The organism is Halobacillus trueperi, assembly GCF_003386945.1.
Taxonomy (GTDB): Bacteria; Bacillota; Bacilli; order Bacillales; family Halobacillaceae; genus Halobacillus; species Halobacillus aidingensis.
Map to the genome: position 1 here is coordinate 131,300 of NZ_QUAE01000003.1, position 17,294 is coordinate 148,593.

Below are 17,294 nucleotides of genomic sequence, written 5' to 3' on the forward strand. Positions count from 1 at the left end.
TCAACGATAAAAAAAGCACTTTGCAGATTGCAAAGTGCTTCGTTTATTAGGAATTCAGCGTTTGGTTGTATTCGTTGACTTCGAACAGATCGGTCAGCTCGATGTCTGGATTTTTATCTTTGAACCAACGTAGAGAGAAGTCGTTTTTAAAGAGGACAAGCGGATTGCCTTCTCGATCTTCTGCGAGCATGTTTCGCTCATCAAACAGCGACTCATCCACCTGATCTTCTTTCAACCAGCGAGGGATGCGCTCGCCTAGAGGAGTCAATTCAATGTCCACGTTGTACTCGTTCTTCATGCGATATTCAAAGACTTCGTATTGAAGCTCACCAACCGCTCCGATGATATAATCTTCGAATCGATAGCGTTTGAACAACTGAATGGCGCCTTCCTGCACAAGCTGTTCCAACCCTTTTCGGAACTGCTTGGATTTCATGACGTTCTTCGCTGTTACTTTCTTAAATAATTCAGGAGGGAATTGTGGAAGTTCATCGTACTCGAAATTGGACTTTCCGGTCACGATGGTATCCCCAATTCGGTAGACGTTCGGATCATAGATTCCGATAATATCCCCGGCATACCCTTCCTCTACGGTTCCTCGGGAAGAAGCCACGAATTGCTGGGACTGTGCCAGCTTGAACGTTTTTCCTGTACGGGAAAGCGTAACGTTCATTCCACGTTCAAATTTTCCTGAGCAGATTCTTACAAAAGCGATCCGGTCGCGGTGCTGTGGATTCATGTTCGCCTGAATCTTAAAGATGAAACCAGAGAACTCTTCATGATCTGGAGAAACGATACCTTCTGTCGATTTTCTCGGCGCCGGCTCAGGTGCCATATCAATGAATGAATTGAAGAAAGTTTCCACTCCGAATGGGGCGAGAGCACTTCCGAAAAAGACAGGCGTCTGATCTCCGCGCATCACTTTTTCCATATCAAACGTATCCCCAGCTTCAGCAACCATTTCCATTTCTTCTTCCGATTCTTGGAACGTGGCATTTTCCGTCAATTCAGGGTGCTGATCAAGCTCGCTGTAAGGAATGTATTCTTCTTCCTCGTTTCCTGTGTAATGAACGAATTGCTCATTTTCACGATCGAAAACGCCTAAGAAGCGCTTGCCCATCCCTGCCGGCCATGTCATTGGATAGGTTTCAATATTCAACGTTTCTTCGATTTCTTCCATCAATTCCAACGGCTCACGGCCTTCACGGTCCATTTTGTTGATAAAAGTGAAAATCGGGATGCCGCGCATTTTACAAACTTTAAACAGCTTGAGCGTCTGCGCCTCAATCCCTTTTGTTCCATCGATGACCATGACAACACTGTCGACAGCCGTCAATGTACGGTACGTGTCTTCACTGAAGTCTTCGTGTCCGGGTGTATCCAAAATATTCACTTGATAATCTTTGTAAGGGAAGTTCATCACACTGGACGTAACAGAAATTCCACGCTGCTTCTCAATTTCCATCCAATCAGATGTTGCAAACTTACCAGACTTTTTCCCTTTGACCGTACCTGCAGATCGGATCAAGTTTCCGAATAATAGCATTTTCTCCGTCATTGTTGTTTTACCGGCGTCCGGGTGGGAGATAATAGCAAACGTACGGCGCTTTTTCATTTCGTTTTGTATTTGACTCATCGTGATATCCTCCGTTTATTAAGAATTTCAATGCATTAGGATGGGTAGGATATACGTTTTACATTGGCAGATTCACTCCATAAAAAAAGCGCTCACACACTCAAGCGCCTTCGTCGAATTTTTTGATTATACTTTGAAAGTTAGCATAACCCACATGTAAAATCAATCACAAAAACGAACACCTTCCAGATATTGGTGTACCAGGTCATCCAGAATATGGATGACCTGGTCATACACATCTTCCTAAACCCCTCTCATTCTCTTTAGGTGTTCAAACCTGTTATAATGGGATAAAAACGATAGTAAGGATGCCAGTTATGCAGAGTTACTTATTACAACCGAACGATATAAAGAAAATCACTGGTCAAGCTTTTTACACACGTGGAAAGCAATATTTCGACCGGGGGAAAGTGTACGGCCTTTCTCATAATAGCGCGATTCGTTCATGGCGGGCAGTCGTTGCAGGTACACACGACTATGAAGTCCGTGTTTTCTTTTTTGAGGACGAAGATGTGGAGGCAACGTGTGAGTGTCCAGCTTATGCCACCTACTACAAGTGTAAGCATATTGCGGCTGTCCTGATCGCCATCCGTGAAAAAACGTTAGAAGAGCTGGCGCCGAAACTAGCAGAAAAAGGACGCAAATCGCAGTCCGGTTTGACGAACCAGGACCGGATGTTTGCTGTCAGCTTGTTCGAAGCCTTCAGACAGCGTCAGGAAAATCGAGGGGCACAGGACTTGAAGAAACCTCTTCAAATCCAATATTACCTTCACCTACAATCGATTCTCGGCTCAAAAAGCCTCGGCTTGGAGCTGAAGCTCGGGGAAAACTATCCCTATGTCATTAAAAACATTCGTGACCTGCTTGATCATATCCGAAAAGATCAGGCATACCGCATTACAAAAAAGTTCACGTACGATCCGGCAGAACACTCCTTTTCTACTGAAGACAAGGAGATTTTAAGACTATTACAGCTCGCTTACGAACAAGAGCAATTTTATGAACAACAGTGGAATTCAACCGAACCGAAAGTATTAAAAGTTTCTCCAACGCTTGCTACTCAACTGCTTCCGCTTTTAGAAAAGCAGCAGGCAGAGGTGATAGAGCGAGGGGAAAACGTGGGACTCGTCCGGTTCGAAGAGGAGTTCCCGAACCTTTCTTTTTACGTTTCGGAAGAACGAGGTCACTTTCATATGCACATGAATCATTTGAAAGATTACGATTACCTGTCGGATTACCACCTTCTCTATAAACAAGGCAGCTTTTATCCTGTCGATGCTCAGCAGGAAGAGGTCCTTCAAACGCTTTACACCATCCTTCCATACAATTCGAATGGAAACCACACGGTAAGCCACAATGATATGGAAGGGATTGTATCGTATGTTCTTCCTGAGCTTGAGACCATTGCAGATGTACAGCTTGATCGCTCCGCTCAAGAAAAAATTGTGCAAGAATCACTCGTTGCAAAAACCTACTTGGATTTTCAACACTGGACACTCACGGTTGATGTGAAGTTTCAATATGGTGACTTGTCGATCGATCCGTTCAATGAGCAGCCATTGAGCAATCAAACAATTGTAAGACGGGATCGACAGACAGAGCAGGAAATCATGCAGATCATTGAGCTTGCCGAATTCAAGTTTGATGGAGAGATGGTCTACATCGAGGACGAGGACAAGCTGGATCAATTCCTTTATCACTACTTGCCTAAGTTGAAAGAGCACAGTGACGTCTATCTTTCCTCTTCCGTCCGTTCCCTAGTGGAAGATCGACCACTCGAACTGCAGACATCGGTCGAGCTGGAGAGCGACGGCAATTGGCTCGATATCAACTTTACGATCGATGGAATAAGTGATAACGATGTGACAGAAGCTCTTAAAGCCGTCATTGAACGGAAAAAGTATTACCGTTTATCCGACGGAGCACTCATGGCTTTGACGAGCGAATCCTTCGATCGTTTTCAAAAGCTCGTTGATGATCTTGACTTGAGCACAAAAGATTTAGAAGACAACCATTTCCAAGTCTCGACAGCCCGAAGCTTGCAAGTGGAAGATGCCCTGAATCCGAATGATGCAGAGAGAAATCAACTTTTCCAAGAGCTTGTCGATCGCCTGAAATCACCTCAATCCTTTGAAATTGACCCTCCAGAAGGTCTGCAGGCGGACTTACGACCATACCAACTGACCGGCTTTCGCTGGATGAAGATGCTCAGCCACTATGGCTTAGGCGGGGTGCTTGCTGATGATATGGGGTTAGGGAAAACCATCCAAACGATCACTTTCTTGTTAGATGAGAAGTTGAAAGGGAACATGACAGACCCAGCCATCATCATCGCTCCAGCTTCTCTTGTATACAACTGGAAAAAAGAACTTGAAAAATTCGCACCACAATTGTCAGTACAGATTTTGACGGGGGATCCAATGGCAAGACAGGAAGCGCTGAGCGAAGCAGCAGAAAAAGATATTTGGATTACATCTTATCCATTGCTCAGACAGGACATCACTTCCTATGAAGAGCAAAAATTTCACGCGATGGTCCTCGATGAATCGCAAGCGATAAAAAATGAAACGACGAAAACAGCTGTTGCTGTTCGATCAATCAAATCGAGACACCGTTTCGCCTTAAGTGGTACACCGATTGAAAATTCCCTGCAGGAACTATGGTCGCTATTCCGTACCATCATGCCGGGATTTTTCACGAGCAAGAAAAAGTTTATGCAATTAAAACCGGAGAAGATCTCTCTGATGACGCGTCCGTTCATTTTGCGCAGGATGAAAACAGAAGTGCTCGATGAGTTGCCAGATAAAATTGATACCGTCCAGTATTCAGAGCTGACACGGGAACAGAAAGAAGTGTACCTCGCCTACTTGGAAAGAATTCAAAACGATATTCAGGAAACAATTGCAACCAAAGGCATACAGCGAGGCAAACTCGAAATTCTCGCCGGACTTACGAGACTGCGGCAAATTTGCTGCCACCCCGGGTTGTTCCTTGAAAACTACGAGGGGCAGTCTGGAAAGCTTGAACAGTTGAAAGAACTGACTCGGGAGCTGAAAGAAGGCGGACACAGACTGCTGATCTTTTCTCAGTTTTCAAGCATGCTGACCAAAATGCACGATGAACTTGCCAAAGAAGGGTTACAGGCTTTTTATCTAGATGGCAGTACAAAGTCAGAAAAACGCATGGAAATGGTCGAAGCTTTCAACGAAGGGGAAAAAGACGCGTTCTTCATCTCCTTGAAAGCAGGAGGAACGGGTCTGAACCTCACAGGTGCGGACACCGTCATCCTTTACGACCTCTGGTGGAACCCGGCCATCGAAGAACAGGCGGCTGGCCGTGCTCACCGCATCGGGCAAGAAAAAGTCGTACAAGTCATCCGGATGATATCAGAAGGCACGATTGAAGAGCGCATTTACCAGCTCCAACAGAAGAAACGCGATCTCGTCGACCAAATCATTCAACCGGGAGAATCGATGCTTACTTCCCTAAGCGAAGAAGAAATCAAGCAACTCTTCCAATAAAGAGCCGTTACCAAACGGCTCTTTTTCTTTTGCTCTTAATTAATTGGTATTTTCTGTATGACCTGGTCTGGAACAAAGTTCCAGACCAGGTCATACAGAAATTTCCATAAAACCTAAAAAAGAAAGCTGCCGAGTTGGCAGCTTTCTTCTTATACTTTCATTGTTTTCTTTTGCAGTTTGAACCAGTATCCACCAAGGATGCAAGCGCCGATGACCATCGTCACCGTAGAAATGAGCATATGCATCGATGAAGCGAGCACGACGTTTCCTGTAACGACAATAATAAATCCTACCACTGCATTCAGCAGAAGAGAGATCAAATAAGCCCAGGACAGCGCGATATGGTATTTGAACCTTGAAGCATAGATGACGAACCAAATCGCTGCGACAATGACAACAAAGGTCGCTACCCAGTGCAAAGAATACACGGCATTCGCAACAGATTCGCTTGTAATCAAGTACTCCATCGCTGGAATGTCCATCATGACATTGCTCGCGCGGCTGTGTTTAAAGAATGCACCGAGAATTACCTGTCCAATATAGGCGATATAACCCAACAGAAAAGCACGATAACTCATAGATACCGATGCCCAGCTCGTCCGGTTCAGCTCGATTTTCTTCTCATGCAAACTGTAACTCAATAACACGAGAACGATTAACAATAGTTGGCTGAACGTAACGTCGAATGTCGTAAATCCTGGTGGTGTCCCTAGTAGAACGTTTAACCCGCCAACGATGGACTGAAAGATAAGCAGCGCCAAGCTTAGAATGGCTAAAATAAATACAGATTTGTTTTTACGGTATTTATAGATCGCACCTACAGCATTGATGGCAGTGAGCATGATAAGCAATGGGACCATCAAACGGTGGGAATACTCTATAATGACGTGATAGTCCGTAATATCAGGAAAAATCTTTCCGTTACAGACCGGCCACGTCGTCCCACACGCGTCCCCTGAATCTGTCGCAACGACAAGGTTTCCGAGGATCAATGCGAGAAACGTAACGAATGTAGTTAGAATTGAAAATTTCTTCATCGTCTTACCCTTTCTCTATCTATGATCATGATGTCATGAATATTGTTTGTTTCCTAAGTAAATCATATCACGAATTTTGGATGATAGAGAAAGGAAAGCGCCGTCATGAGTCATGAACTTTTTGTGAACGACGCTTATCCCTGATTTTTTTAATAAGCAAATAGAGGAGAGAGACCGCAATGAGCAAGGTATTGACCATCGAGAAAACGTTCGCATAATGATCATCATCCCAGTAGGAAACGGGGCTTTTAAACGTATAGCTGCTGATTGGATAAAACATAGGAACCGCGTCATCATGATGGGTAAGAATATCAAGGATCACATGCCCAAGCCACCCATAGGAAAAAGCGGTCCACATCGAGAGCCTTCTTCCTTTCCAAATCAAAACAATGACAAAAAAGATCCCCCATACAAGCAGGGAATGACCCGCATGCCGCAAAACAAAAACGACAGGATGATCAAACAGATCATGGACTAAACCAAACAACGATCGCATTGGATCGGCATCGTCCACCACCTGCCACGCCTGTCTTATTACACTTAAATAGATGAACATGACATAATACACGATATCTGGTGAAAGGCTCCCGAAAATAAACCAGCCGGTGTACCTTTGTTTTCTAGTTGCAAAAAATGTCCAGTAGCCATGGTGCAGTGTATTCATTTTTCACCCTCCCCTAACTTCTTGTTTACCCCTAATCCCCAAGGGGAACCTAATCAATGGAAAGGAGTCTGAACTATGACCTATAAAGCTTACGTTTTCGATGCGTATGGAACGTTATTTGACGTCCATAGCGTCATGAAGAAGATTCATCAATTTTTCCCTGACCAAGGTCCTAAGGTAAGTGAAGAGTGGCGCAGCCGGCAGGTTCACTATTTCCTCGTCCGGCAGTTGATCCAAGGATACAAGCCATTCACCGACATTACCAGATGGGCGCTTTTAGACGCCCTCGCTTACAGTAATGTGGATGTGAAACCGGATGTTGTGGAAGACCTGATGCACGAATATGAACAACTTCAGCCTTACGATGAGGTCCCTTCGTTAAAACAAAACCATCAAGACAAAACGTTTACCATTTTTTCAAACGGGACCCGTTCGATGTTAGAGCCTCTCTTAGAAAATAATCAGCTGAAAGAAGACTTTAATCTACTCAGCGCTGACGATGTCGAGATTTACAAGCCTCACCCGAATGCCTACAGCTACGCTCATGAACAATTAGGGTTTGAAAAAGAAGAGATCCTTTTCTTTTCGAGTAATCCCTGGGACATTACGGGAGCAGCTTCCTACGGGTTCCATACAGCCTGGGTGAACCGAAAACAGCAAAAGTGGCCGGAACTTGGAATCAACCCGACACACATCATCAGCAATCTCAATGAAATCCCTGACTAAAAAAGACGGAGTCCCACCGGGGCTCCGTCTTTTAACGATGATGCTCGTATAGACGCACCTGATTTTTCCCATCTCGCTTACCTCTGTAAAGAGCCTGGTCGGCTGACCGGAACAGGTCATCCAATGATCGTCCATCTTCCGGATAACAGGCGACACCGATAGAAAAAGAGGAACGGATTTCCTCTCCTTTGACGATATAAGGCTCTCTCAATTTCTCGAGCGCGCGCATGGATACTTCATAGATTTGATCACGATCCGCAATATCTTCCAATAGAATCGCAAATTCGTCCCCACCGATCCGTCCGACAGAATCCCCCGAACGGATGCATTCTTTCATCCGCTTCCCGACACTGCACAAAAATTCATCTCCGATTTCATGACCATATTCATCGTTGATGCACTTGAACCCATCTCCATCTAAGTAAAGGAGGGCGAATGATTCACCGGACCGTTCAGCCTTCGCGATGGCCTGTTCCACCCGGTCTTCAAACAGCCTCCGGTTTGGCAAATCCGTCAAATAATCGTAAAAAGCAAAACGCTCAAGCTTTTCTTCATAATTTTTCTGCTCCGAAATATCTCGGGCCACGATGACGAAATGGCTGACCTGATTCTGCTCACTGACAACCGGAGTTCCTCTGCATTCAAACCACACAGGCTCTCCATTCTGGCTTTTCAATGTTAAGGAAACCGTAAACGCTTCTTTGCTCTCTTCGCTCCATTTAAATGCCTTGGAAAGGTTATTTAAATCATCTGGCTCGAGCTGCTGCAGCAGTTCTTCTGAAGACATCTCATGCGGGGCGCGGCCTAAGAATTTCTTTTGTGATGGAGACGCGTAAACCAACTCTCCCATTGGTGAGAAGACAGAGATCAAATCATTGGAATGATCGGCAATCAGGCGGAACTTTTCCTCACTCTGCCTTAAAGCTTCATGGGCCCTCACTTGTTCCGTCCGGTCCTCAAGGATCGCATAAATCCCTTCTTTCTGCCCCTCATTAATAATCGGAACGAGAGAAACTCGTAGAATACGTTCTTCTCCATCCATCCAAAAACTCGTTTCAAACCGGGTACCTTTTTGGAAAAAGGATTCTAACAGCTGCTTCCTCAACCACCTTCTCTGCTCTTTTGGCACCCAATCGACGATAGACGTTTGCACCAGGGCATCTTTCTCAGTTTTCAAGAGACGCAACGTTGCAGGGTTCGCTTTTTTGATCAGCCCCTGGAAAGTAAGCGTCAAGATTGGCTGCGGGTTATGTTTAAATAACGACCTATAGCGGGATCTGCTCGCTTCCAACTTCCTTTGAGCGGCCTTATCCCTCGAAATATCTCTTACTATCGAACTGATGCCGATTGTTTCCCCATCTTCGTTCTGAATCGGAGATACGCTGATCGAAACATCCACAAGCGTTCCGTCTTTTCTTTGGCGGACCGTTTCATAACCGGCAATCGCTCTTTCCTTCCCTTTACGAACAAGCTCGCGCGCTTCTTCTCTTCTGTTCGAAGGGACAAACGGGAACGAAGAGGCATGCATTTCTTCTTTCGTATAGCCGTACAGCTCTTCTAATGCACGATTCGCTTCTAAAATATTGCCCGCTGTATCGACAATCAAAATTGCATCGGTTGTATCCTTCATCAAGGAACGATACATGGCATTGATCCGGCTGAGGTCGCGTTCTTTTTCGATCACTTCGGTAATGTTCCTCGTAATCGCTATAATGTGGGTGACTTCTCCCGATTCGTCCATCGTAGGAGTCAGCACGGAATGTCCTCTGAAAAGTGTTCCATTTATGATGATTTCATCTTCATAAGTGAGGGCTTCTTTTTTCTTAACAACTGTTTGATAGGCTTCAATTAAAGCTTCTGCTTGTTCCTCACTTAAAAGATCTTCTATGTATTTGCCTTCCCATCCCGCTCCTTTGATCGGGGAATGGTTTTTGGCAGATTCATTCATATATACATATTTAAACCGTCTCTCTCCGACGACTTCCATAAAAAAGATATAGTCGGATATTCCATCCATAAGCATATGTAACAAGTGTTCATGAGGAATGCGGTCAGCAATCCCTGTTATGATCCCCTGATCCATCCATTCTTTCACTCGTTCCATGGATTATCCCCTCAATCATATAATCGTATTTACACATGTATACCATGTTATCATGTTTGGTTCCTGCTTCTCTATGTATCTTTCTACCAAAAAGTCAGAAATCCTTTCCAGATATGTAAAAAAGCAATGTGCAGCGCACATTGCTTTTGAGAGTTATACCGTTTGTTTATGTTGAGCCTGAGCTTCCGCCTGCGCTTGTTTGATTAAACAGCGGCCTTTTCCATGCGGAATGCACATCGGTGTACCGAAAAGAGGATCCTCTCTGACATCACACAGCATTTCGAATACATGCTGCATCATGTCACAAGTCACGACATCCTCCGGCTTCCCTTGTGCGAAGACCGTTTTATCTTTCACTGCGATAATATGATCCGCATAACGACAGGCCAGGTTAATATCATGAAGCACCATGACAACCGTACGTCCATTGTCCTGATTCAAATCAAAAAGCAAATCAAGAATGTCAATCTGGTGTGTCATATCTAAATAAGTGGTCGGTTCATCCAATAGGAGGATGTCTGTATCCTGAGCAAGAGTCATCGCAATCCACGCACGTTGACGCTGCCCACCGGACAGAGAATCAACTGTTCTGTCTTTCAACTCCATCAAGTTGGTATCTTCAAGCGCACGCGTCACAGCTTTCTCATCTTCGTCCGACCAGCGTTTGGCGAACCCTTGATAAGGATAACGACCTTGCTTTACAAGCTGATAGACGCTGAGACCTTCAGGAGTTGTCGGGCTTTGCGGAAGAATCGCCATCTTCTTCGCCACATCTTTCGTACGCATTTTGGAAATATCCGCACTATCCAGCACAACTTCCCCTGATTTTGGACGCAGTAGACGAGCCATCGAACGAAGCAAAGTGGACTTGCCGCAACCGTTTCCACCGATGAGTACAGTGACTTTGCCTTTCGGGATCGTAATATCCAATGAATCTATGATGATGGAATCTCCATAGCCTAGAGTTAAATTATTCGCCAACAGGGTATCCATAATCTGACCTCTCCTTTATGTCTCACGAAATCTATCGCTGTTGGAGCTACACGAAAAATCACGAATTCTATATATTTTCTCTACCTTCTAGTTTATGGGCTTGAACACGCTCTGTCAATGAATTTGAGAATCATTTTCATCACTGGACTGTGAAAAGTGTATGCATGGCAGGAATAAATGAGAACCTACAGCCTCATTAACGGAGCGGTTATGGACAACACAGCTAAATACACATCGATTGGAGTTACTTTTTCTAATTATTGATTAGAAGCTCGTACACTCCTGATCAATTGTAAATATTGAACATCCCCTAACCCATACGCTCGGAACGTACCAATCATCAACACTACCAGCTTCTCTTCCGGTAAATCAGGGTGATCCTTGATGAATCCCACAAGTTCATTATCTGCATTCTTGTAATGCAAATACAACTCCATGCCCTTTTTGAGCGGAGGGAGAGAAACTTCGGATGGAACTGTCCGGTTTATAAGAACCTGTTTATACATGGAATGGTATCCAGCTACATGAAGCGTATACGAGGTGAGAGGTTCAAACTGTTGAGTAGTTAAACAGAGCTCAACTTCCCCTTCGTGACCGATTTGATCGAGCCATCCCAGTAATGTGAGGAGATTGATCTGACAGAACATATCTTCATCAAACCATAACTTGAGATGATTTCGTCCTTCATGGAAGACAGCTTCCAGTTTTTCTACGGTAATCCGTCTGTAGTCACCTTCAGAAACTCCATGAGTCAAAGCCCTTGTTTTTATAAATTCTTTCGAGAAGATCGTTTCACAGGCCTCACCGGCACACATCGCTTCATTGAAAGGAATCACCGGCTCCCCCTCCAGACGTCCATTAAGCTGAAAAGCCTTTTTCATTTCTTCACCATTCAAAATATGTAGCATCTGCATGGATTCTCCCCTTTTTAAAAATAGAACGGTTATCTTCCAGGACTTTAAAGGAGAAGATAACCGTTCCGTTTCCAATCATTTAGAAAAAGCCGACCGATTCTTCATGGGTCGCAGGTTCAACGAAAACGAGTCCAAGTTCATAGTGTTCGCCTTCATACATTGCCCGCTGCACATAGCGATTTTCTCCCCATTCATCACGTACTTCCATTTTCGTAAACGCCCCTGAATTTTGCAATGCTTCATAAAATTGATTTTCCGTTCGTACAGGAATCGCATTCACACGTTCAATGACCTCACCTGGCGTGAGTCCCATTTGATCGGCAGGCCCCCGGGGAATGACACCCAGAATACGAATGCCTTTTTTCGCAGAAGAAAAGAACGGGGTTTTCTCTTCACGCATCCGGTGCAGAACGAATATGAATTCACGACCGATCAAGCCAATCATCACCGCTACTAGTGACAGCACACCTATGAAAAAGCTACCGACAGCAAGCCCCAGGACGATAATCGACAACAGAAAAACGTGCCGCCCCATCGTCTTTGCTGCGACGACAGGAGACTGCCCGCGAGCTTTCCATTCCCATCCCATAACAAAAGGAATAAGAATGAACCCGTATGGATCTCCACCAAACGAAATCATCGGCCACCACGGAGCAAACGGTTCAATCATCCCTCCTGGAAACAATGCTAGAAACGGAACGATCGTCATTCTTTTTGACCGATGCTGACCGATCCACATCCCCCGTGTTCCTTTCAACCGTTCGGGATACGTATGAGATGCGGTTGTGCGCAGCATCAGGATCGATTCCGTTAATAAAAGAACGGCCATCACAACCGCAAGTGTGTGGAGAGGCGTCTCCTGCAGTAATCCTACCCATTCGTAACCACGCACAGATTCAGGCAGATATGGGATGACGAGCAACACCAGGTAACTCAAACCAATCGTATAAGCAGATGAGTACCAGCTTAAACGCCCCGTTAAACTGACGATCAGTAAAACACCGGATAAGAGAAGAAGCAATGGATAACTGAACACCATTCCTCCACCAACCGCCATCGTGGATAAAATGAGGCCACTTATGAGGGCTGTTCCCCACGTTCCTTTCCATTCGGTGAAGCGGTCAAAGATTCGTGTTCCAAACGCCGCTCGTTCCTCTTTCACACGTTTTCCAGATACGATGAAGATCATCGCTAAAGCTATGTATAAAAATGGGAGGGTGAACATCATCCCGATCCCTTTCGCAAATTCCATCAGCCAAACGTCCAACATAATTCTCCTTTCAAGTCGTGTCGCTCTCTGTTGTCCATACCCAATAACGAAAAAATCCGCAGTCACAGACTACGGATATATTTCGTCATCCAGCGGCAAATTCCTGCCTATTGAAACAAGACCTCGACCGCTTTTTGCATTTGTTTGTCGTTTTTCTCATCTCTCACTTCTTTTATGATCGCTTCTTCAAGCTTTCCTCCGGTCTTCTCATCAACAACGCCGGTCGCTTCAAGACCCGCTTCTTCCTGGAACGCCTGGACGGCAGCTTCTGTATCTTTGCTGTAATACCCGTCCGTGCGGCCAGGATCATGACCGAGACCTTTCAGCATGATTTGGATGTTTTTCACTTTTTCATCATTGTCATTGTATTGAAGCGGTTCTTCCACTTCCACTGGATTCGTGTAAAAGTATTCCGGTTGTTTCACTTTCACCGTCGGTTCGATCCCTTTTTCATGAATCCAGTTGCCGTCCGGCGTCAACCACTTGAACAATGTCAGCTTGATTGTACTGCCATCGCCCATCGGTAACGCCTGTTGAACGGTTCCTTTACCGAAACTTTTCGTTCCAACAAGATCATAGCCGCCAGCTTCCTGCATCGTCGCAGCTAAAATTTCAGAAGCGGATGCACTTCCTTCGTCCATCAAAACAGTGATCGGATACGGCTTTTTCTCCTCATTTTCAGAGAAATAACGCGTTTTCTCACCTTTACGGTCTTCCACCTGGACGATCGGTTTATCTTTCGGAATGAACTCTTTCAAAATCTCCTGAACGTCTGTGAACAAGCCACCAGGATTTCCACGCACATCAATGACGAGCCCGTCCATTCCATCCTTTTCAAGCTTCTCTAAGGCTTCATGGAATTCATCGGATGTCTTCTCAGAAAAAGAAGTGATTTCGATAACACCAGCTTTTTTGCCATTGATCTCCTTCGTATCTGTGTACACCGTCTCTAAAGGAATATCATCACGGGTGATATCGATGTTGAGTGGTTCACTGACCCCCGGGCGGTCGATTTGCAGCGTCACTTCCGTCCCTTTTTCTCCACGGATCTTCAGAACGGCTTCATAAAGGTCAAGACCTTCCACACTGTCGCCGTCCACCTTTAAAATTTGATCGTTCGGTTTTAAACCAGCCTCTTCAGCTGGTGAACCTTTGATTGGTGCAACAATCGTCACCTTATCATTGACCATACTCACTTCCGCGCCGATTCCCTGAAAAGAGGATTCGATCGTCTGGTTGAACTGCTCCATCGTTTCAGGGTCCATATACACACTGTATGGATCCTCAAGCGTATCGAGCATCCCTTGAATCGCCCCTTCAACAAGGGTGTTTTTATCTACTTCTTCAACATAATTTTCTTTGATCGTAGTGAATGCCTGTTCCACCTTTTTCAAATCGGTGTTCCCGGACATACTTTGTATGAATGCCTTCTGCTCCTCTTCTGACAGACTCCCAAAGTTCTCCGCATCTTTATCTGCATACTGTTCAGATTGTGCCTGTTCGTTTGTGCCGTCAGCGAAGTATTCTATTCCTATGTACGAGCCTGCCGCTCCAAATAGGACCGCTAGCGCCATCAACAGCGCAACGTAGCGCGGTTTTATATTCATCGCATTCACCCTTCTATTTTGGATTTCATGTTGCCTCTATACTAGCAAAAAAGCGCCTTCAACGTAAATCAACGATTATTCCCTGAGTTAACATATGCCAAAACTGACGATAGCATGTCCATTTCATTATAGGACATCCCCACCTATCTATCTACCTGTAATTGGATCAGATGTGAGGATCGCAGAAATTCATGTTTGGTTCCAGGTACAGTAAAACGATGGATGAGTACCGGGTACAAAAATAAAACGTGGCGTACCTGGTACCGGTGAATCATCATTCGGTGCCAGGTATGGAATGAGCTTTGTATGGTGCCTGGCACCGCTCCACTTCCTTTTGGTGTCAGGCACCACACTTAGCCTTTCTAGTGCCTGGCACCAAAAGGAAAAAAGCAGGTACCAGACTTGTATGAAAGAAAAGAAAAAGACCATCTCATAACCGAGACAGTCCTCATGCGTCTACATTTCGTATCCATATTCTCCATTGCTTTGGTCACGGACGACCATGCCGTCTTCAATCGCGATGACACGCTTACGGATCGTGTTCACTATTTCTTGGCTGTGTGTTGCCATCAATACAGTGGTCCCTGCAGTATTGATTTCTTCAAGGATGTGCATGATCTCCCAGGATGTCTCTGGATCCAGGTTACCCGTCGGCTCATCAGCGATCAGCACTTTCGGGTGGTTCACAATCGCACGGGCGATGGATACACGCTGCTGCTCTCCTCCAGAAAGCTCATCCGGAAGGAAACGTGCTTTGTTTTTCAAACGAACTTGATCAAGTACGTCCATGACGCGGCGTCGGATATTTTGTGGATTTTCTTCAATAACTTCAAGGGCAAAAGCTACGTTCTCATAAACGGTAAGCGTCGGCAGCAGACGGAAATCCTGATAAACGACACCAATTTGACGGCGCAGCATCGGAATGCGACGCTGTTTCATTGTAGATGTATCCATGTCATTCACAAGGACCGTGCCAGTGGTCGGCTTTTCTTCTCTATAGATCAGCTTCGTGAATGTTGATTTTCCAGCACCACTTGGTCCTACGACATAAACGAATTCTCCCTGGTCAATACGGATATCCAGGCCGTTCAAAGCTGTGACTCCATTCGGATATGTTTTATATACTCCTTGCATGTTAATCATGTAAAATCACCTGTATCTCTCATAATGTTAAGTCAGTTGTCTTCTCTCTTGTCTACAAACACATTTATTATAACATTAATTTTCGATTTATTTAGACATGAAATTATTACATTTGTTTTTCATATGGCGGTTATTCCACTATGTAGCTGTTTTCAGAAGACACCAGAAGAGGTTCTTAACCGTAAAAGAGTTAGTTGAAAAGAGTACAAAAAAAGCCTGGTGCGTCACCAGACTTTTTCAATAGAAACTTATTTCATTGTCGCAAGCCAGCTTGCTACAAGCTGCGCATCGTCATCAGATACTTGGTCCTGAGCTGGCATGCCGCCTTTACCGTTTTTAATGATGCCAACGATATCTTCTGCTGAATACTTGGAACCTACTTCAGTTAGAGCTGGTCCCATCCCACCGCCAAGTTCACCACCGTGGCAGCTGGCACAGTTGTTTTGGTACACTTTTTCTGCTGCCGCTGTGTCGACAGTCTCGCCGTCACCGCTGTCAGAAGTCCCTTCATCTGTACCTTCACCAGAATCTTCACCGGTTTGTTCTTCTGTCGTTTCATCGTTCGCGCTGTCATCAGTCGCCCCTTCGTCTCCGCCGCCCCCACAGGCACTCAAGACGAGGATCAGCCCTAAAAATAGAGCAGATAATAGTTTTTTCATTCCTGTATCCCCTCTCGTATTTTGATGAGATATAGAGATATTATAACCGAGTCACGTCGTTTTGAAACCCTCTCCAAGAACTTCGGTGGCATTCATCGCGACGACAAACGCCCCCGGGTCAACCGTCTTTACGGTTTGTGTCAATTTGATGAATTCGTTCTGCTGAACAACACACATGACGACCCGGCGTTCCCGGTCCGTGTAACCACCAGCTCCACTTAATACGGTTACGCCTCGATCAATTTGTTCAAAAATAGCGGAACGCACTTCATCGACATCCTCCGTAATGATCATCACGTTCTTCGAAGTGTTCAGTCCCACTTGTACAAAGTCGATCGTCCGACTGGTAGCAAATAACCCTATGAGCGCATAAAGACCTTCTTCGAGTGAGAAAACAATCGCCGATGTAAGCACAATCATTCCATCCAGTAAGGCGACGCTGATTCCTAGCGGTAAATGTGTGAATTTGTGTAAGACTTGTGCGGCCAAATCGATACCGCCTGTCGATGCTCGTCCTCTAAAAACAATGCCAAGGCCGAGACCGACCCCCATTCCACCGAAAATCGCGCCAAGTAACGGATTCGGTGTCGCCGGTGCCATTTCACTCGTCATCAAAACGAACAACGGCAGGGTAACAGTCCCGACGAACGACTTGAGACCAAAGTTTTTCCCTAAGATGACAACACCCATAATGAACAGTGGGATATTCAAAACCCACTGGACGACACCCGGTTCCCAGCCGAACACGCCCTTTGTGATCGTACTGACACCCGCAACCCCTCCAGAGGCGATGTTATTCGGTAATAAAAATAAATTGAATGCTAAGGCTACAAAAAATGATCCAAGAATGACCAATCCATAATCTAACGCTTGTCTAAGTGCCGGTGGCATCGGCTCCCGACGATATTTTTTTGCCATCATCATCATGCTGTTCGACTCTCCCTATGTATCGTTCTCCATAAACCGTAAGGAGTATAACACTAGGGAATTCTCCTGTAAATGAGAGTAGAATAACGTGTT

General features: G+C 45.2%; 13 protein-coding genes. 2 read left to right on the plus strand and 11 right to left on the minus strand.

Features of this window, described 5'->3' with window-relative positions:
* Nucleotides 1–46: 46 nt before the first annotated feature.
* Nucleotides 47–1,636, minus strand: coding sequence for a peptide chain release factor 3 (locus DYE48_RS05530; RefSeq protein WP_115822754.1), 1,590 nt, complete (start codon nucleotides 1,634–1,636; stop codon nucleotides 47–49).
* A gap of 317 nt (nucleotides 1,637–1,953) precedes the next feature.
* Here DYE48_RS05530 and DYE48_RS05535 point away from each other — a divergent pair, with 317 nt between their 5' ends.
* Nucleotides 1,954–5,157, plus strand: a complete 3,204-nt coding sequence (locus DYE48_RS05535) for a DEAD/DEAH box helicase (protein WP_115822755.1) — start codon at nucleotides 1,954–1,956, stop codon at nucleotides 5,155–5,157.
* A gap of 149 nt (nucleotides 5,158–5,306) precedes the next feature.
* Here the strand turns inward: DYE48_RS05535 and DYE48_RS05540 are convergent, their stop codons facing one another.
* A complete protein-coding gene (locus DYE48_RS05540) occupies nucleotides 5,307–6,194 on the minus strand; it encodes a COX15/CtaA family protein (RefSeq protein ID WP_115822756.1) in 888 nt (295 codons plus the stop codon).
* Between the two features lie 103 nt (nucleotides 6,195–6,297).
* Nucleotides 6,298–6,858: a metal-dependent hydrolase gene (locus tag DYE48_RS05545; RefSeq protein WP_115822757.1), complete on the minus strand. Its 561-nt coding sequence runs from the start codon at nucleotides 6,856–6,858 to the stop codon at nucleotides 6,298–6,300.
* A gap of 75 nt (nucleotides 6,859–6,933) precedes the next feature.
* On the opposite strand from DYE48_RS05545, the gene DYE48_RS05550 reads away from it, so the two are divergent.
* Entirely contained in the window at nucleotides 6,934–7,584 is a 651-nt protein-coding gene (locus DYE48_RS05550) for a haloacid dehalogenase type II (protein ID WP_115822758.1), read from the plus strand.
* Between the two features lie 31 nt (nucleotides 7,585–7,615).
* Here DYE48_RS05550 and DYE48_RS05555 read toward each other — a convergent pair whose 3' ends face one another.
* The 8 genes from DYE48_RS05555 to DYE48_RS05590 form a co-directional block, all read right to left on the minus strand.
* Nucleotides 7,616–9,688, minus strand: coding sequence for a sensor domain-containing diguanylate cyclase (locus tag DYE48_RS05555; RefSeq protein WP_115822759.1), 2,073 nt, complete (start codon nucleotides 9,686–9,688; stop codon nucleotides 7,616–7,618).
* A gap of 153 nt (nucleotides 9,689–9,841) precedes the next feature.
* On the minus strand, nucleotides 9,842–10,681 hold the full coding sequence (locus DYE48_RS05560; protein ID WP_115822760.1) for an ABC transporter ATP-binding protein: 840 nt from the start codon (nucleotides 10,679–10,681) through the stop codon (nucleotides 9,842–9,844).
* Between the two features lie 257 nt (nucleotides 10,682–10,938).
* On the minus strand, nucleotides 10,939–11,595 hold the full coding sequence (locus tag DYE48_RS05565; RefSeq protein ID WP_115822761.1) for a hypothetical protein: 657 nt from the start codon (nucleotides 11,593–11,595) through the stop codon (nucleotides 10,939–10,941).
* 79 nt (nucleotides 11,596–11,674) lie between these two features.
* On the minus strand, nucleotides 11,675–12,862 hold the full coding sequence (locus DYE48_RS05570; protein WP_115822762.1) for a PDZ domain-containing protein: 1,188 nt from the start codon (nucleotides 12,860–12,862) through the stop codon (nucleotides 11,675–11,677).
* 110 nt (nucleotides 12,863–12,972) lie between these two features.
* Nucleotides 12,973–14,472, minus strand: coding sequence for a S41 family peptidase (locus tag DYE48_RS05575; protein ID WP_115822763.1), 1,500 nt, complete (start codon nucleotides 14,470–14,472; stop codon nucleotides 12,973–12,975).
* A gap of 456 nt (nucleotides 14,473–14,928) precedes the next feature.
* Nucleotides 14,929–15,615: a cell division ATP-binding protein FtsE gene (ftsE, locus tag DYE48_RS05580; protein ID WP_115822764.1), complete on the minus strand. Its 687-nt coding sequence runs from the start codon at nucleotides 15,613–15,615 to the stop codon at nucleotides 14,929–14,931.
* A gap of 248 nt (nucleotides 15,616–15,863) precedes the next feature.
* A complete protein-coding gene (locus DYE48_RS05585; RefSeq protein ID WP_115822765.1) occupies nucleotides 15,864–16,274 on the minus strand; it encodes a c-type cytochrome in 411 nt (136 codons plus the stop codon).
* 51 nt (nucleotides 16,275–16,325) lie between these two features.
* Nucleotides 16,326–17,165: a YitT family protein gene (locus DYE48_RS05590; protein ID WP_425269292.1), complete on the minus strand. Its 840-nt coding sequence runs from the start codon at nucleotides 17,163–17,165 to the stop codon at nucleotides 16,326–16,328.
* Between the last annotated feature and the right edge of the window lie 129 nt (nucleotides 17,166–17,294).